Below are 26,908 nucleotides of genomic sequence, written 5' to 3'. Positions count from 1 at the left end.
CGACCGTGTATCTAACTCACTTTGGAATGAGTTCAGCTCCATTTTCCATTGTTCCCAGCTCACAAAATGTGTTTTTAAGCCAACGTCACAAAGAAGCGCTGTATCATTTAAAAGCGGGTTTCGCTGGTGGTGGATTTGCATTGTTAACGGGAGAGGTAGGCACAGGCAAAACGACGGTAAGTAAGGCGCTGTTAGCGGAGTTAGATTCATCGGTTGAGGTTGCCTGTATTTTAAATCCGAGCTTTACCACGCTAGAGTTACTACAGGCAATCTGCGATCAATTTGAGATTAAGTACAAAAAATCGACGTCGCAAAAAGATCTGACTGCCAAGTTGCAGAGCTACTTGGAAACCAATCATGCCGAAGGTAAACAGACTCTATTGGTTCTTGATGAAGCCCAGCTGTTGTCAGCAGAAGTTTTAGAGCAGCTGCGGCTACTCACTAACTATGAATTGGATGGGCACAAGCTTCTCAAAGTGCTGTTAATTGGGCAGCCAGAACTACAGTCACTACTGCAAACAGAACGGCTGCGACAGCTAGCACAACGCATTACCGGTCGCTACCACCTCCTTTCACTCTCCACATCAGAAGCCATTCGCTATATTGAACATCGACTGCGAAATTCTGGTGTAACTGAGGCCTTGTTTTGTTCAAAAGGTAAAGCTCTGATCGCCAAACAATGCCAAGGTGTGCCTCGATTGATTAACCTGGTGGCTGATCACGCATTACACCAAACGTTTCGAGATAATCAAAATCAAGTCAGTTTTAGGACTGTAAAAGAAGCCTGTAACCAAGTTTTGCAGCATCAATTTCTAACTCGAACTGAGCAGCGAGTAAAACAACCCTCTGCTATCTTTGGCCCACTAATTGTTGGAGGGTTGGCTACTATCGCTATTTGGTTTGGGTATCCAAATTGGGTGAAACCTTGGGTTGAACAATTTATGCCAATACCCAACCATCCTACAGAGTCTATTGCCAAGCAAAGATTGGTATACCCCCAAGCACTTACTGATTTGTTAATTGCTAGTAGCGAGCGACAAGCCTTATCGGATTTGTTTAATCTATGGGGCTATCAGGCCAATATTGAAGATTTAGAATGTGTGGTTTCAGATAATGAATTGGCGTGTCAGCGACTAGAACGACAGACATGGCAAACGTTGCAGAAACTTAATCTACCAGTAGTACTGGAATTAAAAATGTCTGGGAAGAATGTTTTTCCGCTTCTGGTCGGAATCAATGGCGAGCAAGTGACACTGATCCATAACGGCAACAGGTTCACTTTTGCTAAAAAATGGCTCGAGCCGCACTGGCACGGCAATGCCAAGGTCCTTTGGATGCAGTATTGGACCGATACACTGAAGTTGGGAATGTCGGGAAATGCCATTGCAAAGCTCGACGCTAAAGTCAGTGCTTTACTATCTGTGGCAGTCAATCCACATCACCAATTTGATGAAAGCCTAAAACGCAAAATCGAACGCTTTCAAGCAGAAAACGACTTGGTGGTTGATGGTGTAGCGGGCAAAGTGACCTTATCGAAACTTGAACGCTTAACTCAAGAAAAAGGCCCTAAATTGACCTCTTCCATCTATTCCCTAAAGGGAGAAGTTCGATGAAAGTAGTGGTGTGGATTCTCGCATTGTTAGTTCCAACAGTCGTGTTTATGGGGCTCAGCTATCAAACCTATTCTCAACGTTTGGCTGCTCCACCCGCAGCCAGTGAACCCAAAATTATTGACGTTGAAGATACAATTAATGTGGCACAGTTTCAGATAGATACCAGTCAGTTACAACCTAACTCATCACTGTCTTTTGATACGGATTGGATCGACGGTAATCTTGTCACCGCAGAGGTATCAGAACAAAGTACTCTAAGCGACTCAACGGATTCACAGCTAAATACCGAAGAAAGTTTGAGGTCTGAGTTACAGGTATCTGAAGAAGTTAGCGAACCATTGGATCTGAAGCTGGATCTCTCGGCTTTACCCTCTGAGTTGGCTGATAAAGTATCCAGTGCATTGCGCGAACCAGAGCAAAATAAGACTGCTAACCTGTCTTTGGTACAAGATTTAGAGGAGTATTCAGAGTCATACCGCGGCAGGCTACCGGCGATGAACTTTCAATCACACATCTATTCTACCGACATTAAGAAACGCTGGGTCAAGGTGAATGGTAAAGAGGTATCGGAAGGGCAGTGGATCACCCAGCAAGTGTTATTACAGCGAATAGAGCCGCAATACGTTTTGGTTCGCTATCAGGATAAGTTAATTAAAATACCCGCTTTACATGAATGGGCAGGGTAGGAAGCACGCCAACCAAAACTAAAAAGGACTACCATATGTAGTCCTTTTTTAAGTCACTTTTGATTGAACCAGTTTAATCAATCCAACCTGCACGGTTTTGCTTTTTACGCGGGATTAAGTGAGGCAAGATAAGCCCGAATAACAGACCACCACCCGCAACACCGCCGCCGTACATAAAGTACTTCATCAACATATCATTCTTTTGCGCATCCAACGTTTCACGCAGCTTACGCACTTCGGTCTGCGAAGCGATGAGTTGTTTATTCATTTGCGAGCTTTTGGTCTCTAGCTCATTAATTTCTTGATTGCGCTGTTCAAGCATACTTGCCAGATCTGCCATTTCACTGTCGGCATTCGCTCTAGCACTGGAAAGCTGTTGTTTGACGTCCAGTAGCTCTTGTTCCAATTTAGGCAAGCGAGTTGCCACACTTTCTTGTCGGGTTACAAAGCGCGATTGAACCCATCCAACACGTCCTTTTCCATCACGGATTCTGGCGTAGTTTGTTTCGGAATTCGTTTCCAATAGGGTAATGGGTTCACCTGCATCGACACTACCAATAATACGATATTGATTGTTTGGACCTGAATGCATATAGGTAAAGAGCTTATCTGCAATGTAGCGTTGTTGGGCATAAGCGGAAGGCAGCAGCAGTAGCGAGGTTAATACTGCGACAAACAGTTTCTTCACAATCATTCCTTTACTTGTTTTTTTAATGGAAACCCTGAGATATCAAGTGATTTGGGCTGGTACTTGCAAAATAGTATGAAGTTTCATCGCACGGTGCAACTAAGAAGGGAGGCAAAAACCTCCCTTTTGTGTGTTTGAGTCAATATTGACGCTTAGTTAACAATTCCATTAACTAAACATTGCTTGAATTCCATAGAAGAACACCACTGCCAGCAGTGCACCTGCTGGTAAAGTGACAATCCATGATGCGACAATATTTCTAACCACACCGAGGTTTAGCGCTGCAATACCACGAGCGAAACCAACGCCTAATACAGCTCCAACTAGAGTTTGAGTTGTAGAGATAGGCAAGCCCGTACCGGATGCCAATACTACAGTGGTTGCTGTGGCAAGTTGAGCAGCAAAACCACGGCTTGGTGTCAGCTCGGTAATTCCTGTACCAACGGTCGCCATAACTTTATGACCTAGTGTTGCAAGGCCAACCACAATACCAAAACCACCTAATGGTAGAATCCACCATGCAATTTGGCTTTTAGTGGTGATTTCACCCATATGCTCAATGGTGGAAACCACAGCAGACAGTGGGCCAATGGCGTTTGCCACATCATTCGAACCATGAGCAAATGCCATGGCACAAGCGGTGATTACCATCAACACGCTAAAAATGCTTTCTACGCCGCTAAAGCCGTGACCATCTTCGCGATCAGCAAAGCGTTTTTGAATATACAAATAGCCGCCAATCATAATCAATGCCGAAACACCCGCAGACCACAACCAGGCTTCAGTTGTACTCAGGTGTAACCCCACGTGCTTTAACCCTTTCTTGATAGTAACCAGTGCGATCACCATGGTGGTCAAAAACATGTACATAGGGACAAAACGTTTCGCATTTACTAACGGTTTTTCGGTGTCAAAGATCAGACGTTGAGCACTGATAAATATGAGGTATGCAAAGAAGCCAGAAATAACCGGAGTAATAATCCAACTGCCGACGATACCTTGAACACTTCCCCAATCCACCGCTTCTGTTCCGACAGAGACACAAGCAAAACCAATGATTGCGCCGATGATCGAGTGAGTGGTGGAGACCGGCCAGCCCATGAAGGAAGCGAGTAATAGCCAAGTTCCAGCCGCGAGTAGGGATGACATCATCCCAAAGACGAGCACGTCTGGTTTGTCAGCAAACAGTGAGGTTTCAATGACCCCTTTACGAATGGTATCGGTCACTTCGCCACCGGCGAGGTAAGCCCCAGCAAACTCAAAAATCATCGCGATAACAATCGCTTGTTTAACCGTGAGTGCTTTTGAGCCGACTGAAGTGCCCATCGCATTGGCTACGTCATTAGCACCTATGCCTATGGCCATTAAAAAGCCAAAGAATGCGGCGATAAGTATGATTGTGGTGCCGTAGTTAGCAAGAATTTCCATCGGATTACCTATTTTTAAACACACTGAATAGGGCTGGTAGTGCCCAAACAACATTCAGTGCAAATTATCAATTTGGTGATTACGAGCGTGAAAGCATCAGTTCCAGACGAGCGCCAACACGCTGCGCTTGGTCTGCAATACCGCCAACCCACTCTAAAATCTTGTACAAAAACATCACATCAATAGGACTGAACTCGTGTTCAATCTCCATCAATTGACGTCGTAGCTCAATTTGCATGGTATCCGTATCATCTTCGATCGCATCGAGCTGGTGGATCATTTCTGCGACCAGAGTGACTTCTCTTCCTTTGAAACCTGTTTCTAGTAGTTCGTCCAGCTCATTGATAACTTTCTGAGCTTGATTGGCTGCATCTAAACAGCGACTGACGTAAGCAATAAAATTGCTCTGCAGCGGTGCCGGAATAACAAGTTTCCTTCCATACACTCTGCCAGCAATGTCTTTTGCTAAGTTGGCGAGTTTATCTTGCTGGGTAAGAAGCTCGAGAAGATCGCTGCGATCCACAGGCATAAACAATCCGCGTGGTAATTTGAGACGAATCTCGCGTTTAAGCACATCGGCTTCTTTTTCTAAGTGGGAAATCTGAGCTCGAATTTCTTCTGCTTTTTCCCAGTCTTCTTGTGCACAAACTTCAAAGAAGTTCACAAGGTGAGAACAGCATTCATTGACACAGACAACGTGGCGTTGCAGTGGCTTGATAGGGGATTTGGCAAACAATCCCATGATGGTATTTACTGGCATGGCTTTGCAACCTTTTCGCTATAACCGAAAAAACATTAAACGAATTGATTAAATGTCAAACAGGTGGCTATAAAGGCGCGAATGTTAACTCAATAAATAGGGCTTTAAAACTGTTTTAGATCATCATTGCGGTGATCTTTGTCTCTTGCCGACAAGTTTGTTCCCCCCTATGCTGTTTTTGTCGAGACAGCCAAGGATAATTATGGAAACCGAAATCGAACTGAAGTTCTTTGTAGCAACAGAATTTGCCGACGTATTAAGAGACAAAATATCGCAAACAAAGATACTGCAGCACAGTTGTCGAAATCTGGGTAACACCTATTTTGACACCCCTGATAAATGGTTGCGTCAGCACGATATTGGTCTTCGAATCCGACGTGTTGAAGACACGTTTGTTCAAACCGTTAAAACCGCTGGTCGAGTAGTTGCTGGTTTGCATCAGCGTCCAGAATTCAACGCAACTCACCACAGTAATGAGCCGTTATTATCGCTACACCCCGCAGACATTTGGCCCAATGGCCGCAGCGCAGAGGAATTACAAAACCAAGTCGAAGCTATCTTTGCGACCGATTTTACTAGGGAGCAATGGTTAATCGCGATGCCAGACGGCAGTCAAGTAGAAGTGGCTTTTGATCAAGGGCAAGTGGTTGCTGGGGGATTAGTAGATCCAATTTGTGAAGTGGAATTGGAGTTGAAGTCGGGTCAAACCGATTCCCTGTTTAATCTTGCTAGGCAGTTGTCTGAGCACGGAGGAATGCGTCTCGGTAATTTGAGTAAAGCCGCGCGGGGTTATCGCTTAGCGGCAAAGTACTCAGGTGACCAAGTTAAACCGCTATCGTTGGCGAGAGTGACCGAAACGGATTCAGTCGAAACGGCAATGATCATCAACTTAGAACATGCTCTGTCGCACTGGCACTATCACGAACAGATTTTTGCAGAGCGCCATGAACTGGCTGCACTGCATGAAATTCAGACATCAGTCAGTTGTATTCGACAAATCTTTACTGTGTTTAGCCAAGTGGTTCCGCGGCGTGCCACCGCATTATTGCGTCAAGAGCTTAAATGGTTGGAACAAGAGTTTACCTGGTTGAGTGAAGCTTGGTGTTTGGGCGAGTTGCTGCAAGACAAAGGTCATGTGCTGCGCAAGCTGGATGCCAAGAAAAAACTCATGTCTCTTTTGGAAGAAAAACAGACGCACCTTCCTGATAGAGCGGCGATTTTATCTTTATTAGAGTCTGCGAGGTATACAGGTCTAATACTGGATTTAAGCCGTTGGATCTTGAGCCGAGCATGGCAACCCTTCCTTGACGACAAGTCTCGCCGCAATTTGTTACAACCACTGAAGCCTTATTCTGCTCAGCAATTAGAACTCACTTGGAGAGAACTATTACAGGCTTTTCCTGTCGATGCGTTATTTAGTGAACAAGATTATCTTGGTCAGCAATACCGTTTAAAACGCAATTTATATACTGGTGTGTGTTTTGCCTACCTTTATCAGTTGGATGAGCGCAACAAGTTCCGTCTTCCTTGGGCTGATTTGTTGGAAGGTATGGCGGATCTGCAAACTCTAGTAGTTGTCGAGGAGCTGGTTGACCTAATTGAAGATCAAGAAGAGAAAACGCAAATTGAACGCTGGTTAGAAAGGCAGCGACATTCGATTCTTCACGCTATGCAGCAAACGCGTAATATTACACTTGAATCTGAGCCTTATTGGCAATCGTGAAACCAAATTGCCAGTGGTTGAATAACTACTTGTTTAATAAGTGCCTTAACAACAATTCACCTAAATAAAATATTAATTTAAGTAAAGATGAGACAGCGTACACACAACGCTGTTTCACTTACAAAAATAATTACAGTTCCGCTACATCTCGTCGATAGTATCATCAAGCTAAAGTCTGATATCTCAGATATGAACACCAGTAATCCAAGATAACCAGCACAAGATCACAGAAAATCCAAATAATGTAGTTCGAGTGATGGGATACGCATTTATTGATATCTGTGTTTGTTACAATTTTTAATTAATTACGAGCCTCAAAATAATGGGGCGTATGAATTTATGCATCAGTCGTTGTTCGTGGAGCGAAACTATGGCCGTAATGAGCTTTAAACCTTGGGAAAAAGTGATAACTGATATTCGCTTAGTCCCTAAGATGATTTTACTTATGACCTTCAGTACGTTGCTGATTGTGGTTAAGCAGCTGTGGGATGCGAGCACCTTTTACGATGCCTTGCTCGCGGCAACGAATAACACAGAAGTTGCCCAGCAACATTATGAATCTTACTTGGTGGAAGTGGCGTGGCAGACAGGATTTATGATAGTGGCTTTTGTCGCACTACTCTTATTCGCTGCTCGCATCATGCTTCGACAAACGCAATATTTGAGTGACAGTATTCGTGCGATGGCGCAGCGCGATCTGTCTGAGCCGATCGAGATGGTTTGTAAAGATGAATACGGTGACGTTGCTCGTGAGCTGGAAAAGACCCGTGTGCAATTACAAGAGATGATCAGCATGCAGGTTAAATCGTCTCATGAGCTAGCGGAACTAACCGAAGTTATGACTCTGAGCATGTCGGAAACTAAAGAGTCGGCACAAGAAGAGTTTAATGAAATAGACCAATTAGCCACAGCGATGAGCGAAATGTCTTCAACGGTACAAACTGTTGCAGAGCATGCGTCTCGCGCCTCTTCAGTCACAGAGAGTGCGGCTGAACAAGCGCAGAAAGGTCAACGTTTTGTGCTAGATACAGTGTCTAAAATGAGTGAGTTATCCAAAGACATTAGCCAATCAGCAGAAGCGGTTAACCAAGTAGAAGAGAGCGTTGAATCGATTGGTAGCGTGGTGGGCACCATTCAAGGGATATCTGAACAAACTAACTTGTTAGCACTAAATGCAGCTATTGAGGCGGCTCGTGCTGGCGAAGCGGGACGAGGCTTTGCTGTTGTCGCTGATGAAGTACGAAACTTGGCACAACGAACTCAAGAAGCCACGGTGGAAATTCAAGATATGATCACCAAATTACAAAACAACGCGAACAGCGCCGTGGAACTGATGGAGAAAAGCGTTGTTGAAGCGGCAGATGGAGTCGAGTTGGTGACGAACGCTGGCAGTGAATTAGACGGCATCGTGACTCAAGTAACTGACATTAATGATATGAACTTCCAAATCGCAACCGCGGCAGGTCAGCAAAGCAGTGTGGCTGACGAGATGAATCAAAATCTGACTAATGTTAGAGAGCTAGTAGAGGCCTCGGTAACCGTTGTGACTGAGCTACTCGAAACCTCAGAAATCATGCAAAAAAATGCTGAAGAACTGGATCAGAAAATTACCTCTTTCAAAATCTAGCGTGTGAATCTATTCAAACTTGGTATCCATGCCCACTTATTCGCAGTGGGCATTTTTAATTGTCTTACTTTCATATAGAGTGAAAGACATTAGCCTATCGCTTATTCACCTTAACTTCTGGTTACGAGCCTAAACTATGTCACTACCCTCGATTCTTGCTGAAAACTCGCAACAAGCACTACATTCTCTTCAACAACATCATGATTTTTCCCACTGGCCAGAACCATATATAAAACAACTTAAAATCGTGGGTGGATTGAGTGACTTTGTGGTTGAGTCATTGAATAGAGATGGCGAATTGGTGGCGTGTTTTCCTGAAATGCTGGCTGCTGAATCTAGAAGTTGCGATTATCGCACTCTGCTTCATTCGTTGTTAGCAGAGGTCACTGATGAGAATCAAGGGCATCGCATCTTAAGACAATTTCGCAATCGAGAAATGACCTATATTGCGTGGCGCGACTTTCTTGGCAACTGGGATTTAGTCGACAGTCTGCACCATGTTTCTGAATTGGCGGAAGCACTCATTTACGAAACTTACGCTTGGCAATATCAGATTTGCTGTCAGGAATGGGGAACACCCAGTAACAGCGAGGGGCAAGCGCAACCAATGCTGATTATTGGTATGGGTAAATTGGGCGGTGGTGAGTTGAACTTTTCGTCGGATATCGATTTGATTTTTGCTTACCCAGATAATGGTGAAACTCAAGGCGCGCGGCGCAGTATCGCTAATGCCCAGTTTTTTACCCGATTAGGGCAACGAATCATTAGGGCATTGGATCAGCAAACCTTTGACGGCTTCTGTTACCGGGTTGACATGCGGTTGCGACCCTTTGGCGAAAGTGGTCCGCTTGTGATGAGTTACGACGCGTTGGAAGATTATTATCAAGAGCAGGGCAGAGACTGGGAACGCTACGCCATGGTGAAGGCTCGAGTCATGGGGCGAGAGATGTACCCAGAGTACCAGCCACTGCGTAAAATGCTGCGTCCATTTGTATTTCGACGCTACATCGATTTTAGTGCAATACAATCGCTGCGCCGCATGAAATCAATGATCACCACTGAAGTACGTCGTCGAGGCTTGAGCAATAACATCAAATTAGGTGCCGGTGGTATACGGGAAGTCGAATTCATTGCGCAGGTATTTCAGCTTATTCGCGGTGGTCGGGAGCCCTCTCTTCGTCAACGAGGTTTGCTGGAAACCTTAGACGCGATTGAAGAACTGTCGCTACTCGAGCAAGGCGATGTGCCCAAACTTCGCGATGCTTATGTTTTTTTGCGCCGTTTGGAAAACTTGATTCAAGCGTTAGAAGATAAACAAACCCAAACCTTGCCAGATAATCCGACTCAACAAGCTCAACTTTGTTACGCCATGAAGTTCGATTCCTGGGGGGATTTGACTGAGCAATTAGCCTCTCATATGAGTAATGTCAATCAAGTATTCCACGGCCTGATTGGTGATGACGAAGAAGAGCAGGGAGAGGTCGCGGCGTATTTTCAGGAACTGTGGGATGTCTCCAAACAGCAAGATGTGGTTCAACAGATTTTATCGGAAGACTTAGCGTTAACTTATTACCAGCGGGCATCGTCTCAGATGGTTGACTTCAAAAAAGAGTTAACCAAGAAAACACTTGGGCCAAGAGGGCGAGAGGTCCTTAACCGATTAATGCCCAAAATGTACTCGGATATTTTTTCTCGAGAAGACGCTGAGTTTGGTCTGCCTAGAGTGCTCCACCTACTGCAAAAAATCGCGACGCGAACCACCTATTTGGAGTTGCTCGATGAACATCCAGGAGCGCGTTTTCAGCTGGTGCGTTTGTGTAGTGCAAGCCCAATGATTTCAGAGCAATTGGGGCGCTACCCGATTCTTCTCGATGAGTTGATTGACCCTCAGCACCTATATAATCCAGTGGCACCAGAAGCCTACAAGTTAGAACTTAGAGATTATCTGGCACGTATTCCACAAGATGATATGGAACAGCAGATGGAGGCGTTACGCCAGTTTAAACAAATTTGTTTGCTTCGTATTGCGGCTGCGGATATTGCTGAAGTTTTACCCGTTACTAAAGTTAGTGACCACTTGACCTATTTGGCGGAAGCCATTGTCGATGCGGTCGTGCAACAAGCTTGGCAGCAAATGATCGAAAAGTATGGGCGACCGACTCATCTTAACGCGGACGACGAAAAAGGCTTTGCAGTCGTCGGCTATGGCAAGGTCGGCGGTTGGGAGCTGGGGTATAACTCCGACCTAGATGTGGTCTTTATTCATGATTGCCCAGCCAACATTTATACCGATGGTAAACGAGAAATTGATGGCAGGCAGTTCTACTTGCGTTTAGCTCAGCGTGTGATTCATATCTTTTCCACTCGCACACCTTCGGGCATTTTGTACGAAGTGGATACACGTCTACGACCGTCAGGAATTTCAGGTTTGTTAGTCAGCCCGATTGATGCCTTTGAAGACTACCAGTTCAAAGAAGCTTGGACCTGGGAACACCAAGCTCTAGTTCGCGCTCGGGTAGTGTATGGCGAGCAACATTTGCGCGCCGCTTTTGGCGAGGTTCGACATAAGGTTTTAACCATGGAACGTGACTCAACAGAGTTGCGTACGCAAGTTACAGAAATGCGAGAAAAGATGCGTGACCATTTAGGCGGTAAAAAAGCCGACCGGTTTATGCTGAAACAAGATAAAGGTGGCATTACAGACATCGAGTTTCTCGCGCAATTTTTAATTCTGAGATTCAGTACCGAGCACCCCAAATTAACTCGGTGGTCGGATAACATCCGTATTTTTGAAACTTGTATTGCTCAAGGCATCTTAGAGGAAGAGGCTGCGATGGCCTTGATTCACGCTTACACTTCAATGCGAGACAAGATACATCATAGAAATTTGCTGAATCTTGATGCCGATGTGGCACAAGATAAGTTCGTAACTGAGAGAACTTTAGTCACTAATCTGTGGTCTCAATGGCTATTGGATTAAAGAGTTTCACCGTTCAGGATAGCTACCTGGTTTGACACCAGAGCTATGGTAAACTGACACAGAACGATTTTTTGGAGATTTAGAATGAAGCCCATTTTGCCGAAGTACAGTGACTCGGGTGTATTGATTGTTGGCGATGTGATGTTAGATCGCTATTGGTATGGCCCTACTGGCCGTATATCGCCTGAAGCGCCCGTTCCCGTCGTCAAAGTGGAAGACAATGAAGAGCGCCCCGGCGGTGCGGCTAACGTGGCGATGAATATCGCCTCACTTGGTGGTCACGCTCATATCATTGGTCTGACTGGTATTGATGAACCAGCAAAAGTACTAAACGAAACACTTTCTGCATTGAAGGTGAAATGCGATTTTGTAGGGTTAGCAAACTATCCAACGATCACTAAATTACGTGTACTGAGTCGCGGTCAGCAGTTGATTCGTTTGGACTTTGAAGACAAATTTGAAAATACCGATCCAGAACTTATTTTGAATCGCATGGACCAGGCGCTGCCTAAAGTGGGTGCCGTGGTTTTATCTGACTACGCGAAAGGCGCGCTGGAGCACGTTCAACACTACATTCAAAAAGCTAAATCGGCTGGTGTGCCCGTGTTTATCGATCCAAAAGGAACGGATTTTGAACCGTACCGAGGCGCGACATTGTTGACACCGAATATGAGTGAGTTTGAAGCCGTGGTTGGTAAAGTGAAGTCTGACGAGGAGCTAGTGAGCAAAGGTTTGGATCTGATTGACCAGTTCGATTTTGAAGCCCTACTTGTTACTCGCAGTGAAAATGGTATGACTTTGTTAAGAAAAGGACAAGAACCATTCCACTTACCGACTCTCGCGCAAGAAGTGTATGACGTGACAGGTGCAGGTGATACGGTAATCTCTGTCCTCGCGGCGTCTGTTTCTGCTGGTAAACCACTGGATGAAGCTTGTGCTTTGGCCAATGCTGCTGCCGGTGTCGTCGTCGGTAAGTTGGGTACATCGACAGTGTCAACCATCGAACTGGCCGAAGCGGTACACGGCAGCCACGATACGGACTTTGGCGTGCTGTCAGAAGCGAAACTTATCGAAGCAGTGAAACAAGCTCAGGCTCGCGGCGAGAAAGTGGTCATGACCAATGGGTGTTTTGATATCTTGCACGCGGGACACGTCTCTTACCTAAATCATGCGGCTGAACTGGGTCAACGCTTAATTGTTGCTGTGAACACCGATGAGTCAGTGAAACGTTTGAAAGGCCCTGGTCGTCCAGTGAATCCAACGGAACGTCGTATGGCGGTGCTAGCAGGGTTAGGTGCGGTAGATTGGGTGGTACCATTTTCCGAAGATACCCCACAGCGACTGATAGCCGAAGTATTGCCTGACCTGCTGGTAAAAGGTGGCGACTACAAACCTGAAGAGATTGCTGGTGGTAAGGAAGTGATCGCAAATGGTGGGGAAGTCAAAGTACTCAATTTTGAAGCCGGCTGTTCTACGACAGAAATCATAGATGCCATTAAAGGTGGTCGTGGCTAAATAAAAGTCTGTGTAACAGAAACCCATAAAAAAGCCGCAACCAATTGTTGCGGCTTTTAACGTTTCTTACAGTGAATTAGCTATTTTTTAGACCATTACTGATGTCTAAGATCTCTTGCTCACTTAACACACCCATAGCTTGGCGCAGTTGCAACGTGCTTAGGATGTAGTTGTAACGAGCATTTGATAGGTTTTTGTTGGCGTCATACAAACGACGAGTCGCTTGCAGAACATCAACAATGGTACGCGTACCCACATCAAACCCTGCTTCTGTTGCTTCTAGCGCTGATTTGGCTGAAACCACAGACTGCTCATAGGCTTTGATGGCACCAATGTTAGCTAGGATGTTGTTGTTTTGAGCGCGAACTTCCTTGATAACATTTCGATAGGTTCCCTCAAGCGCCTGACTTGCCGCGACATAACCATACTCAGCTTGCTTGGTTTCTGAATCAACGCGACCACCGTAATATAGCGGAAGCTTTAGGTTCAAACCTAAGCTGAAATCACCACCATTACCGTCACTTTTTGCTGAACTACCTACGTCGGAATAGTCGTAACCACCATTAAGTGTCAACGTTGGTAAATGCCCAGTTTGCTTAACTTCAATTTGGTCTTTGGCAATAGACTGATCAATCTTCTTAGCAAGGAGGCTCAGGTTTTTCTCAGTAGCTGTATTGACTAGCTCTTCAATAGACTGAGTCGGCTTTTGGGTGGAAAAGCGATCTGTGTCCAACGTGGCTAGTTCACCATGCTCCGAGCCGGTGATTTCACGTAACCCTTCGTAGCTGTTGGTTAGCGTACTTTCTGCCAACACTTCATTCGCCAATACTGCGTCGAACTGCGCTTGAGCGTCATGCACGTCAGTAATGGCTGATAGACCCACTTCAAAGCGTTGTTTGGTTTGTTCTAGCTGACGAGCCACAGCTGCTTTTTCAGCGCGTACTAACTCAAGGCTATCCTGAGCTTTAAGCACATCAAAATAAGCATTAGCGACTCGCAATATCAAAGCTTGTTGTGCAATGGCATATTCAGTGTCAGCTTTACGTGCGGTTTTCTCCGCAATTTCCAATCCTACCCAACTGGCTGGGTGATAAATATTTTGGTTAAGTGAGGCTCCTGCTGTTAATGCATTTTTGTCATTATCAACTTCACCTCCCGCGTCTAGGTCAAAATCACCACGTACAATGTTGTATCCGGCTTTCAAATCTATTTGCGGTAATAAGTAGCTCTTGCTGGCTGTTACTGCTTCAAAGGTAGCGTCTTTTTGCGCCTGTGCACCTAGAAGCTGTGTGTCATTGGTTTTGGCTTGGTTATACACTTCAGCCAGTGTGTCCGCATAAGTCGCAGAACTCACAGAGCCCAACGCTACACTTATAAATAAAGGAAGCAATTTCTTCATAGCTTGTTCCTGCCAACGGTGATTGGGAAAAGTCATGTTTGTCACAAATTCATCAAAAAGGTGAACTCACTCAAAACTTGACCATTTTTATACTAAACCCGTTGAATCTCAAGCAATTTAATTCAAGCATATTAAACTTTTGTGTAAGTTTTGTAGAAAAAGTTGAGTTGTGAACTTGGCGAGTTTAGCAAAGCCTTATAATATAACCGATTCTTTGAGATAGGCCTGATATGACATCAACAAAAAAAAATAACTTGGAATCTTATTTTTCGCCTTCCGATGTTCAAATTATTGAAAAGTCAGAAGCATTTTCCGGCTTTTTCAAGGTGCTAAACTATCGTTTTAAGCACAAATTGTACGCTGGTGGTTGGAGCCCAGAAATTAAGCGCGAGATGTTTGAGCGTGGGCATGCCGCCGCTCTACTTCCTTACGATGCGAAAACTGACCAAGTTGTGTTGATCGAGCAAATTCGCGTTGGTGCCCTTGAGCATGCGCACCCTTGGCAAATTGAAATCGTGGCAGGGATGATCGACAAACAAGAAGCATCGGAAGAGGTAGTCAAACGAGAAGCGCAAGAGGAAGCGGGTATCGATATCGGCTTGATGGAAAAGATTACCTCATACTATCCATCTTCTGGAGCTTGTTCGGAAAAACTAGACGTATTTGTTGGTCAAACTGATGCAAGTACGGCAAAAGGTTTGCATGGTCTTGAAGAAGAAGGTGAAGATATTCGCGTGATTGTGATGTCTCGCCAAGAGGCTTACAAAATGGTGGAAAGTGGTGTTATCGAAAATGGCGCATCAATCATAGCGTTACAATGGTTACAGCTAAATCACCTCAGATTGAGAGAGCAATGGCAATAAAATCGGTAGACAGACGTCCCTATCACGTAGACCTTGCAGAGTTGATGCGTGTCTACGAGACCAACTACGCCAAGCTCAACGCGCTGATTCCTACTGACCCGCAAGTTGGAGATATTCGCTGTTACCAAGCTTCAAGTTTGAATTATCAAATTGAAGTGGGCGAAGTCACAAAGTACACAACTTTGGTCGACATCTGTCAAAGCGATGATATTCCAGTATTTCCATTGCCAAAAATGTCTGTCAGGCTTTACCACGATGCCAGAGTGGCCGAGGTCTGTAGCAGTGACAATGTTCGCCGTATACAACCACGCTATGATTATCCCAATAAGGGGATGTTCCAAAAGGATGAAAAAGCGCAAGCCAATCGGTTTTTAGGAGATTGGTTAACGTTTTGTCTGCGACAGGGGATTAGCCGTGCCCCGTTCAATTTTAGTCAGGATTCAAATTGAAAAATACGACCGAGCATTCGACTCTAACTTCACCTATCAAGCTGATTCAAATTACAGACACCCATCTGTACGCGGAAGCTGATGGTATGTTGCTTGGCGTCAATACACGCGACAGTTTTCACGCGGTTGTCGATGCCATCACTCAAGCTGAATTCGATTATGACGCGATTTTGGCCACAGGTGACATTTCGCAGGACCATTCCGAGATTTCCTACACTGAATTTGAATCAGGCATCGTTCCCTTAGAAAAGCCTTGTTATTGGCTGCCGGGGAACCACGACTATCAACCCAATATGTCTTCGGTAATGCCGTCTGATCAGATTCAACCCGTATCTCATGCTCTGTTGGGTCAACATTGGCAAATTGTTTTACTGGATTCTCAGGTAGTGGGCGTTCCTTATGGTCGTTTGAGTGAGCAGCAGCTGAATTTTCTAGATAGCGTTCTTACTAAGTACAGCTCCCGCCATTCGTTGGTTATTTTGCATCATCACCCTGTGCTTGCGGGGAGTGCTTGGCTTGATCACCACACGTTGAAAAATGATGACGACTTATGGCAAGTTTTGGATAAGCACAGCAACGTCAAAGCCTTACTGTGTGGCCATATTCATCAGGATTTGAACCTGAACCACAATGGTGTACAAGTCATGGCCTCGCCGTCAACATGTGTACAATTTAAGCCCAATTCCGATGATTTTGCGGTAGATAACCTATCACCAGGGTGGCGCGAGCTTGAGCTTTACGACAACGGAGAGTTGGTGACAAGAGTGTCGAGATTATCTAACGGCTCCTTTACACCTGACTTTGAATCGACAGGCTATTAACTGTGCGTCCATCTCTTCTGGTTTACCTGCACGGTTTCAATAGTTCACCTGAGTCGCATAAAGCTCAGGTGATGAAACAATATTGCCAGCAATACCGTCCCGATATTGAACTGTATATTCCAGAGTTACCGCATTTCCCTAAGCAGACCGAAGCACTTTTGCTGGAAAAAATGAAGTCTTTTAGCAAAAGCCATCGCATAGGTTTAGTTGGTAGCTCACTTGGTGGTTATCTTTCGATTTGGTTGAATGCGAAATTTGGTGCAAAGGCGGTACTGATCAATCCTGCGGTAAAACCTTATGAGCTATTAACAGACTATCTAGGCGTACAAGAGAACATGTACAGCAAAAAGCAGTATGTGCTCGAAGCTCATCATGTCGACGAACTAAAAGAGTTGGATGTCGATCAGATCCAAACCCCGAATGATTTTTGGCTGCTGCAACAAAAAGGCGATGAAGTATTAGATTATCGCCAAGCGGTAGATAAGCTGGTTGGTGCGAAACAAACCGTTGAAGAAGGCGGTGACCACAGCTTTATAGACTTTGAGCGTTACCCCGAGCAAATTGTTAAATTTCTTGAGCTGTAAAAACTTCAATGGAAACTTGGGCAACTTAAGCGCCACTTTGTCTACCCTTTGAGCTGTTGATTGAGGTTAGAGTCATACTTTTCTTCGCCTCACTTGACAAGATCCCACCTGAGCCAGACTATGTTGGCGAGTATACCTAAACCAGTTATGGGTATAGTAAGGCTAATACTCTAGCGAGCTTAGGTATGCTGGTTTACTTGATGAAGGAAACTTCTCAGTAGATGCACTTTTCTAATTTTTCCTAACGAATTTCCGTATCATGACTGAACAATATAATGCAAAAGACCTGTCAGTTTTAGAAGGTCTTGACCCAGTACGACATCGTCCTGGGATGTACACCGAAACGGATCGCCCCAATCACCTAGCCCAAGAGGTGATCGATAACTCGGTGGATGAAGCACTCGCCGGGCATGCTAAGAAAATCAAAGTTATTTTACACGCTGACCAATCACTTGAGGTGATTGACGACGGTCGGGGTATGCCGGTTGATATTCACCCGGAAAAAGGCATTTCGGGTGTTGAACTTATCTTAACCAAGCTTCACGCTGGCGGTAAGTTCTCTAACGACAACTACAAGTTTTCAGGTGGTTTGCACGGCGTCGGTATCTCCGTTGTTAACGCCCTCTCTAAACGAGTCGAAGTTACGGTTAAGCGCAGTGGCCAAGTACATGAAATTGCCTTTGAAGACGGGTATGCAGTCACCGAACTCACCGTGACCGACACGTGCGGAATGAGAAATACCGGCACATCAGTACACTTCTGGCCAGATGCCAAATATTTCGATAGCCATAAATTCTCCGTATTACGCCTAGTAAACAACTTGCGAGCCAAAGCTGTGCTTTGTCCGGGGTTGGAGATTGTTTTCTCAGACAAAGTGAATGGTGAAGAACACAAGTGGCTGTACCAAGATGGCCTGAAGGACTATCTCGCTGAGGGCGTCAAAGGTTATGAAGTTCTGCCGGAAGAACCCTATTTAGGTGAGTTCTCTGCTGATACAGAAATGGCGACCTGGGCCGTTATCTGGCAGCCCGAAGGCGGTGAAATGATCACTGAAAGCTACGTTAACTTAGTGCCAACCAAACAAGGCGGTACTCATGTTAATGGTCTGCGCCAAGGTCTATTGGATGCGATGCGAGAGTTCTGTGAGTTCCGAAACTTATTACCGCGTGGCGTAAAACTCACTGGTGAAGACGTCTTTGATCGTTGTTCTTATGTGTTGTCGATCAAAATGCAAGATCCTCAGTTTGCTGGGCAAACCAAAGAACGTTTGTCTTCTCGTCAAACTGCAGCTTTTGTTTCTGGCGTGGTGAAAGATGCGTTTAGTCTTTGGTTAAATGAACGTCCTCAGCTTGCAGAGCAGCTTGCTGAACTGTGTATCGCCAATGCTCATCGCCGTATGCGCGCCAGCAAAAAAGTGGTGCGTAAAAAAGTGGCCTCGGGTCCAGCATTACCTGGCAAATTGACCGATTGTTCACAACAAGATCTTAATCGCACGGAAATCTTCTTCGTGGAAGGGGACTCGGCGGGAGGTTCTGCCAAGCAGGCTCGAGATAGAGAATTCCAAGCGGTAATGCCGTTGCGCGGAAAAATCCTCAACACTTGGGAAGTTTCCGCCGATCAGGTACTGGCATCACAAGAAGTTCATGACATCTCGGTGGCTTTGGGCATTGACCCTGACACTGAGAACTTAGACTGTTTGCGCTACGGCAAAGTGTGCATTCTTGCCGATGCGGACTCGGATGGCTTGCACATCGCAACCTTACTTTGTGCCTTGTTTACTCGACATTTCAAAGCGCTAGTCAGTGCCGGGCACGTTTATGTGGCAATGCCGCCATTGTATAGAATTGATTGTGGTAAAGAAGTGTATTACGCCCTCGATGACGATGAAAAAGAGGGCATTTTGGAGCGGTTGAGTAAGAAAAAAGCCAAGATAAACGTTCAACGATTTAAGGGCTTGGGCGAAATGAATCCACTGCAGTTGCGCGAAACTACAATGGATCCCAATACACGTCGCTTAGTGCAGTTAACTATTGATGATAACGATGCCACATTTGAAATGATGGACATGCTTTTAGGCAAAAAACGAGCAGATGATCGCCGTACTTGGCTACAAAGCAACGGTGATTTGGCAGAGGTATAAAGATGTCGACTGAAATAGTATTCGATGGCGTTGAACAACTGCCGATGCGCAAGTTTACCGAAGACGCCTATTTAAATTACTCCATGTACGTAATCATGGACCGAGCATTGCCTTATATTGGCGACGGTTTAAAACCGGTTCAGCGTCGTATTATTTACGCGATGTCTGAACTGGGTCTATCCGCCAGTTCCAAATACAAAAAATCGGCACGTACTGTCGGTGATGTATTAGGTAAATACCATCCGCATGGTGACAGCGCGTGTTACGAAGCCATGGTATTGATGGCCCAACCATTTTCTTACCGATACCCACTGGTTGATGGTCAAGGTAACTGGGGAGCGCCTGATGATCCTAAGTCGTTTGCTGCGATGCGATACACCGAAGCCAAATTGTCCAAATTTGCTGAGGTATTGCTTGGTGAGCTAGGTCAAGGCACGGTTGAATGGCAACCTAACTTTGATGGCACAATGAAAGAGCCACAAATGTTACCAGCGCGTCTGCCACATATTTTGCTTAATGGTGTGACAGGTATTGCTGTGGGTATGGCCACCGATATCCCGCCACACAACGTGCGCGAAGTGGCTAATGCTGCGATTCATTTGATTGACCATCCCAAAGCGGAATTGCCTGATGTTATGTCGTATGTACAAGGGCCTGACTATCCTACCGAAGCGGAAATTATCTCGTCCAAGTCTGATATCGAAAAGATTTATAGAACTGGGCGTGGCTCGCTTAAGATGCGTGCAGTTTGGCAGAAAGAAGGTAATGAAGTCGTCATTACTTCGTTACCACATCAAGTTTCTGGCGCAAAGCTACTTGAGCAAATTGCCAATCAGATGCGAGCGAAAAAGCTACCTATGGTGGAAGATCTTCGCGACGAATCGGATCATGAAAATCCAACGCGTATTGTTGTCGTACCGCGATCAAACCGCGTGGACTGTGATCAATTGATGAACCACTTGTTTGCATCAACGGATCTAGAAAAGAACTACCGCGTTAACTTAAACATGATTGGCTTGGATAACCGGCCTCAAGTTAAAGGCTTGGTACAGATCCTCTCAGAGTGGATTGAATTTAGGCGCTCAACGGTGAAGCGACGTCTACAGTATCGTTTAGATAAAGTTCTGGCGCGCCTACACATTTTAGAAGGTTTGCTGATTGCATATCTCAACATCGATGAAGTCATTGAGATTATTCGAACGGAAGACGATCCTAAAGCAGTACTAATGCAGCGTTTTGGAATCAGTGAGATTCAAGCGGACGCCATTCTAGATACCAAGTTACGTCATCTTGCCAAATTGGAAGAAATGAAGATCCGAGGGGAGCAAGATGAGTTAGCCAAAGAGCGCGACAAACTGGAGCTGTTGTTAGGATCAGAGCGACGTCTTAACACTTTGCTTAAGAAAGAGATCAAAGCGGATGCGGACAAATACGGTGATGATCGTCGTTCGCCTATTGTTGAACGAGCAGAAGCGAAAGCGTTAACTGAGCGTGACTTGATTCCAAGTGAAGCCGTAACGGTAGTGTTATCTGAAAAAGGTTGGGTTCGCCATGCAAAAGGGCATGATGTTGACCCGGCTGGCTTGAACTATAAATCGGGAGATGGGTATCTCGCTCATGCGCGAGGAAAGAGTAATAACCAAGCAGTATTCTTGGGTACCGACGGTCGTTCTTATTCGCTTGAAGCGCATACCTTGCCTTCCGCACGTAGCCAAGGTGAACCATTAACTGGACGTTTAAGCATCAATGACGGAACGAGTGTGCGTCATGTAGTGATGGGTGAGCATGAACAGTTGTGGTTAATTGGCTCTGATGCTGGCTACGGGTTTGTCTGTCAGGGAGCCGATTTACTTTCCAAGAACCGCAGTGGTAAAGCGCTAGTGAATCTGCCGGCTAATTCCGAGGTGATACAGCCGTATCCAATTGGTGATTTGGATAAGGATGAAATTCTTGCGATAACCAATACTGGACGTATGTTGTTATTCCCAATTCGAGATTTACCTAAGCTCAGCAAAGGTAAGGGTAATAAAATCATTAATATACCAGCGGCACGAGCGAAATCTCGGGAAGAGACGCTGACCCAGCTGATATCGATTCCAAATGGCGCGACAGTGACCTTATATGCAGGCAAACGAAAGCTGGGTTTGAAGCCTGCTGATTTGGATAACTATCGAGGAGAGCGCGGCCGACGTGGTGGCTTGTTGCCACGAGGTTTACAGCGAGTGACAGAAATTGAAGTGAGCGTTGCTGATTCGGACGGCGAAAGCTCAGAGTAGGCGATAGAAAAGAAGTATTAAGCCACGAAAACGACAAACCCAAGAGCGCGCTCTTGGGTTTTCTTTTACCAGCAGTTATTTAATGGCAGTAATTTTTAGGTCACTAGTTCAATCAAGTCACTTGGATTTAGCGGTTATCTTCGCCAACAATAATGGTGACGATGTGCTCTTCACCTTTTCTCAGCACTAAAATTTCAGCCTCAGTTCCGGGTCGCAAGTCAGTCACAATATCCATAACATCACTTCGTCCAGTAAGCTTTTGACCATTAATTCTCAGGATAATATCACCAATTTCAATTCCGGAATTAAAGGCTGGACCTTCTGGATCAATATTGCGCACCATGATGCCAAATTCGCGTCCTTCACCAATCACACGAGCCATCGCCGCATTGATTTCACCGCCGGTTACCCCGATGTAACCACGGATCACGCGGCCATCGGCAATGATTTTTTGCATCACTCTATTGGCTAACGCGTAAGGAACCGCAAAAGAAATGCCGTAAGTTTCGAGTTCTGTCGCTTGTTGGAAAGACGCGGTATTGATTCCCACCAACTCTCCTTGGCTATTAATGAGTGCGCCACCCGAGTTACCCGCATTGATTGCCGCATCGGTTTGGATCATGGCTTGTTGGCCGATGGAATACCTTGCGGTAGCGGAGATAATACCGAAAGTTGTCGTTTGCCCTAAGTTATATGGGTTACCAATTGCCAGCACCACATCACCAATTTCCGGTTGATACTGAGGGTTTAATGGGATGACAGGTAAATTGCCACCTTCAATCTTGAGTACGGCAATATCGGTTTGTCTGTCTTTACCAATGATAGACGCGGCCGCCACTCGGCCATCTTGCAGCGCAACAATTACTTGGTCAGCTTGGGCAATCACATGATAGTTAGTGATGATGTAGCCTTTGTCACTGACAATGACGCCTGATCCCAGACCTTGCGTTGCCAGTTGAGTACGGTTGGATTCCGAGAATTTTCGGCTGTAAATATTGACGACGGCAGGCGCGGCGCGTCTTACCGCTTGTTTAAAGGAAATTTGCAGATCTTGTTGATTAATAACACGTTCAGCAAAGTCTTCAGGAATGACATTGACTCGAAGAGATGGCACGGCGATCAGAAGTAGCACAGCCGTTGCAAGGCCGAGAAAGACCGAACGGGTCCAGAACGCCAACATATACTCTCCAACAATTTTCCCTGTATTGTTAGCTAGATAGGATAGCACTACATCCATTACAAATAAAAGAGCGCACCGAAAGTGCGCTCTGAATATCACAATATTCTCATTTTAACGAATGAGTAGATACAGGGTTCTATCACCGCGTTGAATGTTAAGTGCTAAGATTCCCGGCTTTTTATCGAGGACCTGACGCAGCTCTCCGAGATTCTTCACTCGCTGACGATTGACACCAATAATGATGTCGCCAGTTTGAATCTGGTAAGACGCCGCAGGGGAGTCCTCAGCAACGGCAGTGACTTTGATACCTTCTATGGGGTCACTTGCATCTGTGTTGGTGAGTTGTGCACCGCTTAGTCCTTCATGCAGTCGTTCAGCCGATGTCTTGGCGTTTTGCGCCTCTCCCAGTGTCACTTCAAATGATTTATCTTCCCCATCACGAATCACACCAAGTTCAATGGTTTTGCCCGCGCCCAGTGTCGCGACCTTAGCACGCAGTTCACTAAAGGTTCGGATAGCTTTGCCATTGAGTGAAACAATAATATCACCGGCCTGCAAACCCGCCTGGTCAGCGGCGCTGTCTGGCACGACTTGACCCACAAAGGCACCTTGGCTGGACTCATAACCCAAGGCTTCTGCGAGTTCAGAGGTAACTTCGCCACCTTGCACACCTAACATACCGCGTTTCACTTCGCCGTATTCCAAAATCTGATCGGCTAAGTTTTTCATCATGTTAGACGGAATGGCAAAACCGATACCCACATTACCACCGCTAGGGCCAAGTATTGCTGTATTAATGCCGATAAGCTCGCCATTGAGGTTGACCAGAGCGCCACCTGAGTTACCACTGTTAATCGCCGCATCGGTTTGAATAAAGTCTTCGAGTTGCCCTAAATTTAATCCGCTTCTGCCCAACGCCGAAACGATACCTGAGGTGACCGTTTGACCTAAACCAAATGGGTTACCAATTGCTACAGTAAAATCGCCAACACGTAAGTTATCAGAGTCGGCCAGTTTGACCTCTGTTAGGTTGTCGACGTCGTCTACTCTAAGTAGCGCAATGTCCGTCATGTTGTCAGCGCCAATTAATTCTGCATCGTATTCGCGGCCATCAGACAGGCGAATTCGAATTTTTTCAGCGTTGTTGATCACGTGTTGGTTGGTGACGATCAGACCTTCACTTGCATCGATAATCACACCAGAACCTAAACCACGGAATGGTCTTTCTCTGACTTGCTCATCCGGGAAACCCGGACCAAAAAAGAAACGAAATTCATCAGGGACTCTGCGTTTTGAAACTTGTGTACCTTCAACAGAGATACTGACCACAGCCGGTGTTACCCGTTCAAGCATAGGCGCCAAGCTTGGCATTTCTTGCCCATCAACGGACAAAGGGAGTGCGGCTGTCGCTGGTGAAGAAAGGAATCCAGCGCTTAGACTCATCGATAAGACGGTCAAAGCAAGCAAAGGTTTTTTCATTTCATTACTCCTATAGCAATTACCCATAATTAATATTTGCGTGATTTGGAGAATTTCAACGGGTAATCAGATTTTATGACTAACAAAGCTTGTTAAAGTTCATGTCACATTGTTTCAACGAGTTAGCAAAACCCAACGGACGAGTATTTTACGGATGAGTTAGAAGGACAGATTAAAAAAGCGAGCATACGCTCGCTTGATTGATATTAAGTGGTAGTGTGCAGTAGAAATTAAGGCTTTAGTTTAGCTGCTTCTTCAGCGCTGAGTGATTCTAGTGCTGGCTTAGTGAGTTCTCCGCTGCCTGCTGCATAATCTTTGGGCGCTTCAACACTAGAGATGTCCGTGATTTGCTCTTGTTCTTTTTGCTGCTCAACTTGGTACTGAGCAATTTTCTGATGGAATGGGTTGTCCTTTTCAGAAAGGTTGGGTAAGAGTTCCGACGAGGTTTGTGTCATATGTTGATACAAACGAGTGTAATCCTTACCTAAGGTATCTAACAAATTTGCTGTTTGAGCAAAGTGGTCGACCAAATCTTGCTTTTGCTGTTCAAGTTGAAATCTGGCTTCTTGCAACTCTTTGCTAGCGTCACGGTTCTTTTTATCACTCGGATTAAAAAACTTGGCAAAAGCAAGTCCAGCGGTGAGTCCTATTACTATTCCAACTACTAAATAAATCCAGGGCATAGTTTCTCCTAACTACATCTACAGTGCTCATCTACTTCGAAACAAGCCCGAACACTTTGAGTCGCTGATACCAGTGAGTATTGGCTCGATGAGGCGAGGCTCTCAAACTGTTATCAACACATGTTACTATGAGTCTTTATACTGATAAAGTAACGATAAATACAATAAATATGGATGCATGTACAGTGTTTGTTGGTAGGTAATTGTTGACCAATACGTACTGTGTTCTGATATCCATAACGAAGTCACTAGCCCAATTTCATAGAAGTTCAACTCAACATGACTCCATTAGACAAGTATCAGCACGACATTAAAGAAAATGGTTTCCAAGTAGATAGTGCTCAACAGATGGCAGTCGAAGCGCTGCAACGTCTTTTTAATGAGTTTAATGATTACCAATCTGCCCCCCAGTCTGAAGTTAAAGGTTGGAAGAAGTGGTTTGCGAAACCTCAAGAGACTCCTAAACCGCCAAACGGTTTGTATTTTTGGGGAGGCGTTGGACGCGGTAAGACTTACTTGGTTGACACCTTCTACGACTTACTGCCGACACAAAAGAAAATGCGAGTTCACTTTCATCGCTTTATGTATCGTGTGCACGATGAAATGAAAGCTCTTTCAGACGTTAGTGATCCGCTTGAAATCATCGCGGATAAGTTTAAAGAAGAAACCGACATTATCTGTTTTGATGAGTTTTTTGTTTCCGACATCACTGACGCAATGATTTTGGGTACTTTGTTTGAAGCACTATTTGCGAGGCAAGTGATTCTGGTTGCGACATCCAACATTCCGCCTCACGATTTGTATCGCAATGGGCTGCAACGGGCTCGCTTTTTACCCGCGATAAAACTGATCGAAGAAAACTGCGACATTCTCAATGTAGACAGTGGGGTGGATTACCGATTGCGCACTCTAGAACAAGCGGAAATTTACCATTATCCGCTGGATGAAAAAGCGCAGGAAAATTTGACGCTGTACTACAAGCAGTTAGTTCATGATGAGGCACATACTTCCAATATCATCGATATTAATCACCGAGAAATTCAAGTTCTCGCTTCTGCCGATGGGGTGCTCTACGCCAGTTTCGAACAGCTGTGTGAGACAGCAAGAAGTCAAAACGATTACATTGAAATATCCATGCTTTATCACTCGGTGCTACTCAGTGATGTTAAGCAAATGAACTCTAAACGCGATGATGCTGCGCGTCGTTTTATTGCTCTGGTTGACGAGTTTTACGAGCGACACGTAAAACTGATTATTTCGGCAGAAGTGTCACTTGATGAATTGTATACCGAAGGACGATTGGAATTTGAATTCAAGCGCTGTCGCTCTCGACTGATTGAAATGCAAAGTCACGATTATTTAGCTAAAGAACACTTGGTGTAATCAGGTTTGATGAGTGAAAAAATCTTGGAAAAAAAGATGATTTTTTCATCTGACTTCTCTATAATCCTGCGACCCACCGTTACTGCAGGCAATTTAATTGCCGAGTGTGCCACCACTCGAAGGGGTGATGAATGGGACTCTTAGTCAGTGGGAGCAATGCTCCTTAAGTGTAACTTTAAAAATATCGGGTTATTATTAGCATGAAAACTTTCGTTGCTAAACCAGAAACTGTAAAACGCGACTGGTACGTTGTAGACGCTGAAGGTAAAACTCTTGGTCGTCTAGCAAGTGAAATTGCATCTCGCCTACGTGGCAAACACAAAGCTGAATACACTCCTCACGTAGACACTGGTGATTACATCATCGTTGTTAACGCTGAGAAAGTTGCTGTAACTGGCGACAAAGCTAAGAAAAAAGTGTACTACCGTCACTCTGAGTTCCCAGGCGGCCTAAAATCAATCACTTTTGAAAAGTTGATTGATCGTAAGCCTGAAATGGCTCTTGAGCTAGCGGTTAAAGGTATGCTACCACGTGGTCCTCTAGGCCGTGCTATGTACCGTAAGCTGAAAGTTTACGCTGGCGCTGAGCACAACCATGTTGCTCAACAACCACAAGTACTAGACATCTAATT

21 protein-coding genes are annotated in these 26,908 nt (G+C 45.2%); 14 read left to right on the top strand and 7 right to left on the bottom strand.

Features of this window, described 5'->3' with window-relative positions; genetic code table 11:
* Nucleotides 1-5: 5 nt before the first annotated feature.
* Both ACXAFJ_RS11020 and ACXAFJ_RS11015 read left to right on the top strand, forming a co-directional pair.
* Entirely contained in the window at nucleotides 6-1,613 is a 1,608-nt protein-coding gene (locus tag ACXAFJ_RS11020; RefSeq protein WP_475323410.1) for an ExeA family protein, read from the top strand.
* The gene (locus tag ACXAFJ_RS11015) at nucleotides 1,610-2,299 is read left to right on the top strand and encodes a general secretion pathway protein GspB (RefSeq protein WP_475323409.1); all 690 of its coding nucleotides are present in this window, start codon (nucleotides 1,610-1,612) and stop codon (nucleotides 2,297-2,299) included. The genes ACXAFJ_RS11020 and ACXAFJ_RS11015 overlap by 4 nt, the downstream gene beginning before the upstream one ends.
* Nucleotides 2,300-2,372: 73 nt before the next feature.
* On the opposite strand, the gene ACXAFJ_RS11010 is transcribed toward ACXAFJ_RS11015, so the two are convergent.
* From ACXAFJ_RS11010 to ACXAFJ_RS11000, 3 genes are all read right to left on the bottom strand, one after another.
* A complete protein-coding gene (locus ACXAFJ_RS11010; RefSeq protein ID WP_475323408.1) occupies nucleotides 2,373-2,987 on the bottom strand; it encodes a TIGR04211 family SH3 domain-containing protein in 615 nt (204 codons plus the stop codon).
* A gap of 168 nt (nucleotides 2,988-3,155) precedes the next feature.
* Nucleotides 3,156-4,415 carry an inorganic phosphate transporter gene (locus tag ACXAFJ_RS11005; protein WP_475323406.1) on the bottom strand — a complete coding sequence of 420 codons (1,260 nt, stop codon included), beginning with the start codon at nucleotides 4,413-4,415 and terminating at the stop codon, nucleotides 3,156-3,158.
* A 79-nt stretch (nucleotides 4,416-4,494) separates the two neighbouring features.
* Entirely contained in the window at nucleotides 4,495-5,175 is a 681-nt protein-coding gene (locus tag ACXAFJ_RS11000; protein ID WP_475323405.1) for a TIGR00153 family protein, read from the bottom strand.
* A 202-nt stretch (nucleotides 5,176-5,377) separates the two neighbouring features.
* Here ACXAFJ_RS11000 and ACXAFJ_RS10995 point away from each other — a divergent pair, with 202 nt between their 5' ends.
* From ACXAFJ_RS10995 to hldE, 4 genes are all read left to right on the top strand, one after another.
* Nucleotides 5,378-6,898, top strand: coding sequence for a CYTH and CHAD domain-containing protein (locus tag ACXAFJ_RS10995; RefSeq protein ID WP_475323404.1), 1,521 nt, complete (start codon nucleotides 5,378-5,380; stop codon nucleotides 6,896-6,898).
* A 370-nt stretch (nucleotides 6,899-7,268) separates the two neighbouring features.
* Entirely contained in the window at nucleotides 7,269-8,525 is a 1,257-nt protein-coding gene (locus ACXAFJ_RS10990) for a methyl-accepting chemotaxis protein (protein ID WP_475323402.1), read from the top strand.
* A gap of 136 nt (nucleotides 8,526-8,661) precedes the next feature.
* Nucleotides 8,662-11,505: a bifunctional [glutamate--ammonia ligase]-adenylyl-L-tyrosine phosphorylase/[glutamate--ammonia-ligase] adenylyltransferase gene (gene glnE / locus ACXAFJ_RS10985; protein WP_475323401.1), complete on the top strand. Its 2,844-nt coding sequence runs from the start codon at nucleotides 8,662-8,664 to the stop codon at nucleotides 11,503-11,505.
* A gap of 84 nt (nucleotides 11,506-11,589) precedes the next feature.
* Nucleotides 11,590-13,020 carry a bifunctional D-glycero-beta-D-manno-heptose-7-phosphate kinase/D-glycero-beta-D-manno-heptose 1-phosphate adenylyltransferase HldE gene (gene hldE, locus ACXAFJ_RS10980; RefSeq protein WP_475323400.1) on the top strand — a complete coding sequence of 477 codons (1,431 nt, stop codon included), beginning with the start codon at nucleotides 11,590-11,592 and terminating at the stop codon, nucleotides 13,018-13,020.
* A gap of 76 nt (nucleotides 13,021-13,096) precedes the next feature.
* Here the strand turns inward: hldE and tolC are convergent, their stop codons facing one another.
* On the bottom strand, nucleotides 13,097-14,419 hold the full coding sequence (gene tolC, locus ACXAFJ_RS10975) for an outer membrane channel protein TolC (protein ID WP_475323398.1): 1,323 nt from the start codon (nucleotides 14,417-14,419) through the stop codon (nucleotides 13,097-13,099).
* 230 nt (nucleotides 14,420-14,649) lie between these two features.
* On the opposite strand from tolC, the gene nudF reads away from it, so the two are divergent.
* From nudF to parC, 6 genes are all read left to right on the top strand, one after another.
* On the top strand, nucleotides 14,650-15,282 hold the full coding sequence (nudF, locus tag ACXAFJ_RS10970) for an ADP-ribose diphosphatase (protein WP_475323397.1): 633 nt from the start codon (nucleotides 14,650-14,652) through the stop codon (nucleotides 15,280-15,282).
* Entirely contained in the window at nucleotides 15,273-15,731 is a 459-nt protein-coding gene (locus ACXAFJ_RS10965) for a DUF1249 family protein (RefSeq protein WP_475323394.1), read from the top strand. The genes nudF and ACXAFJ_RS10965 overlap by 10 nt, the downstream gene beginning before the upstream one ends.
* Nucleotides 15,728-16,552, top strand: a complete 825-nt coding sequence (gene cpdA / locus ACXAFJ_RS10960; RefSeq protein WP_475323393.1) for a 3',5'-cyclic-AMP phosphodiesterase — start codon at nucleotides 15,728-15,730, stop codon at nucleotides 16,550-16,552. The genes ACXAFJ_RS10965 and cpdA overlap by 4 nt, the downstream gene beginning before the upstream one ends.
* Nucleotides 16,553-16,554: 2 nt before the next feature.
* Nucleotides 16,555-17,136: an esterase YqiA gene (yqiA, locus tag ACXAFJ_RS10955; protein WP_475323392.1), complete on the top strand. Its 582-nt coding sequence runs from the start codon at nucleotides 16,555-16,557 to the stop codon at nucleotides 17,134-17,136.
* 259 nt (nucleotides 17,137-17,395) lie between these two features.
* Complete coding sequence (parE, locus tag ACXAFJ_RS10950; RefSeq protein ID WP_475323390.1) at nucleotides 17,396-19,276, top strand: DNA topoisomerase IV subunit B; 1,881 nt, start codon at nucleotides 17,396-17,398, stop codon at nucleotides 19,274-19,276.
* A 2-nt stretch (nucleotides 19,277-19,278) separates the two neighbouring features.
* Nucleotides 19,279-21,552, top strand: a complete 2,274-nt coding sequence (gene parC, locus ACXAFJ_RS10945; protein ID WP_475323389.1) for a DNA topoisomerase IV subunit A — start codon at nucleotides 19,279-19,281, stop codon at nucleotides 21,550-21,552.
* 127 nt (nucleotides 21,553-21,679) lie between these two features.
* Here parC and degS read toward each other — a convergent pair whose 3' ends face one another.
* The 3 genes from degS to ACXAFJ_RS10930 all read right to left on the bottom strand — a co-directional run bounded on the left by degS (nucleotide 21,680) and on the right by ACXAFJ_RS10930 (nucleotide 24,894).
* Complete coding sequence (gene degS / locus ACXAFJ_RS10940) at nucleotides 21,680-22,732, bottom strand: outer membrane-stress sensor serine endopeptidase DegS (protein ID WP_475323388.1); 1,053 nt, start codon at nucleotides 22,730-22,732, stop codon at nucleotides 21,680-21,682.
* 111 nt (nucleotides 22,733-22,843) lie between these two features.
* On the bottom strand, nucleotides 22,844-24,211 hold the full coding sequence (locus ACXAFJ_RS10935) for a Do family serine endopeptidase (protein ID WP_475323386.1): 1,368 nt from the start codon (nucleotides 24,209-24,211) through the stop codon (nucleotides 22,844-22,846).
* A gap of 230 nt (nucleotides 24,212-24,441) precedes the next feature.
* On the bottom strand, nucleotides 24,442-24,894 hold the full coding sequence (locus tag ACXAFJ_RS10930; RefSeq protein WP_475323385.1) for a ZapG family protein: 453 nt from the start codon (nucleotides 24,892-24,894) through the stop codon (nucleotides 24,442-24,444).
* A 279-nt stretch (nucleotides 24,895-25,173) separates the two neighbouring features.
* Here ACXAFJ_RS10930 and zapE point away from each other — a divergent pair, with 279 nt between their 5' ends.
* Both zapE and rplM read left to right on the top strand, forming a co-directional pair.
* Nucleotides 25,174-26,277 carry a cell division protein ZapE gene (gene zapE, locus ACXAFJ_RS10925; protein ID WP_475323384.1) on the top strand — a complete coding sequence of 368 codons (1,104 nt, stop codon included), beginning with the start codon at nucleotides 25,174-25,176 and terminating at the stop codon, nucleotides 26,275-26,277.
* Between the two features lie 200 nt (nucleotides 26,278-26,477).
* Nucleotides 26,478-26,906, top strand: a complete 429-nt coding sequence (gene rplM / locus ACXAFJ_RS10920) for a 50S ribosomal protein L13 (protein WP_475323382.1) — start codon at nucleotides 26,478-26,480, stop codon at nucleotides 26,904-26,906.
* Nucleotides 26,907-26,908 lie beyond the last annotated feature (2 nt).

This window comes from Vibrio sp. ABH4_348 (genome assembly GCF_056159765.1).
This window is presented reverse-complemented; position numbering and strand designations above follow the sequence as displayed.

What these genes read in the sequence shown, in the direction of transcription:
- ACXAFJ_RS11015 (WP_475323409.1), top strand. Translation starts at nt 1,610, where the DNA reads ATGAAAGTAGTGGTGTGGATTCTCGCATTGTTAGTTCCAACAGTCGTG.
- ACXAFJ_RS11005 (WP_475323406.1), bottom strand. Translation starts at nt 4,415, where the DNA reads ATGGAAATTCTTGCTAACTACGGCACCACAATCATACTTATCGCCGCA.
- ACXAFJ_RS11000 (WP_475323405.1), bottom strand. Translation starts at nt 5,175, where the DNA reads ATGCCAGTAAATACCATCATGGGATTGTTTGCCAAATCCCCTATCAAG.
- ACXAFJ_RS10995 (WP_475323404.1), top strand. Translation starts at nt 5,378, where the DNA reads ATGGAAACCGAAATCGAACTGAAGTTCTTTGTAGCAACAGAATTTGCC.
- ACXAFJ_RS10990 (WP_475323402.1), top strand. Translation starts at nt 7,269, where the DNA reads ATGGCCGTAATGAGCTTTAAACCTTGGGAAAAAGTGATAACTGATATT.
- glnE (WP_475323401.1), top strand. Translation starts at nt 8,662, where the DNA reads ATGTCACTACCCTCGATTCTTGCTGAAAACTCGCAACAAGCACTACAT.
- hldE (WP_475323400.1), top strand. Translation starts at nt 11,590, where the DNA reads ATGAAGCCCATTTTGCCGAAGTACAGTGACTCGGGTGTATTGATTGTT.
- tolC (WP_475323398.1), bottom strand. Translation starts at nt 14,419, where the DNA reads ATGAAGAAATTGCTTCCTTTATTTATAAGTGTAGCGTTGGGCTCTGTG.
- nudF (WP_475323397.1), top strand. Translation starts at nt 14,650, where the DNA reads ATGACATCAACAAAAAAAAATAACTTGGAATCTTATTTTTCGCCTTCC.
- ACXAFJ_RS10965 (WP_475323394.1), top strand. Translation starts at nt 15,273, where the DNA reads ATGGCAATAAAATCGGTAGACAGACGTCCCTATCACGTAGACCTTGCA.
- parE (WP_475323390.1), top strand. Translation starts at nt 17,396, where the DNA reads ATGACTGAACAATATAATGCAAAAGACCTGTCAGTTTTAGAAGGTCTT.
- parC (WP_475323389.1), top strand. Translation starts at nt 19,279, where the DNA reads ATGTCGACTGAAATAGTATTCGATGGCGTTGAACAACTGCCGATGCGC.
- degS (WP_475323388.1), bottom strand. Translation starts at nt 22,732, where the DNA reads ATGTTGGCGTTCTGGACCCGTTCGGTCTTTCTCGGCCTTGCAACGGCT.
- ACXAFJ_RS10935 (WP_475323386.1), bottom strand. Translation starts at nt 24,211, where the DNA reads ATGAAAAAACCTTTGCTTGCTTTGACCGTCTTATCGATGAGTCTAAGC.
- ACXAFJ_RS10930 (WP_475323385.1), bottom strand. Translation starts at nt 24,894, where the DNA reads ATGCCCTGGATTTATTTAGTAGTTGGAATAGTAATAGGACTCACCGCT.
- zapE (WP_475323384.1), top strand. Translation starts at nt 25,174, where the DNA reads ATGACTCCATTAGACAAGTATCAGCACGACATTAAAGAAAATGGTTTC.
- rplM (WP_475323382.1), top strand. Translation starts at nt 26,478, where the DNA reads ATGAAAACTTTCGTTGCTAAACCAGAAACTGTAAAACGCGACTGGTAC.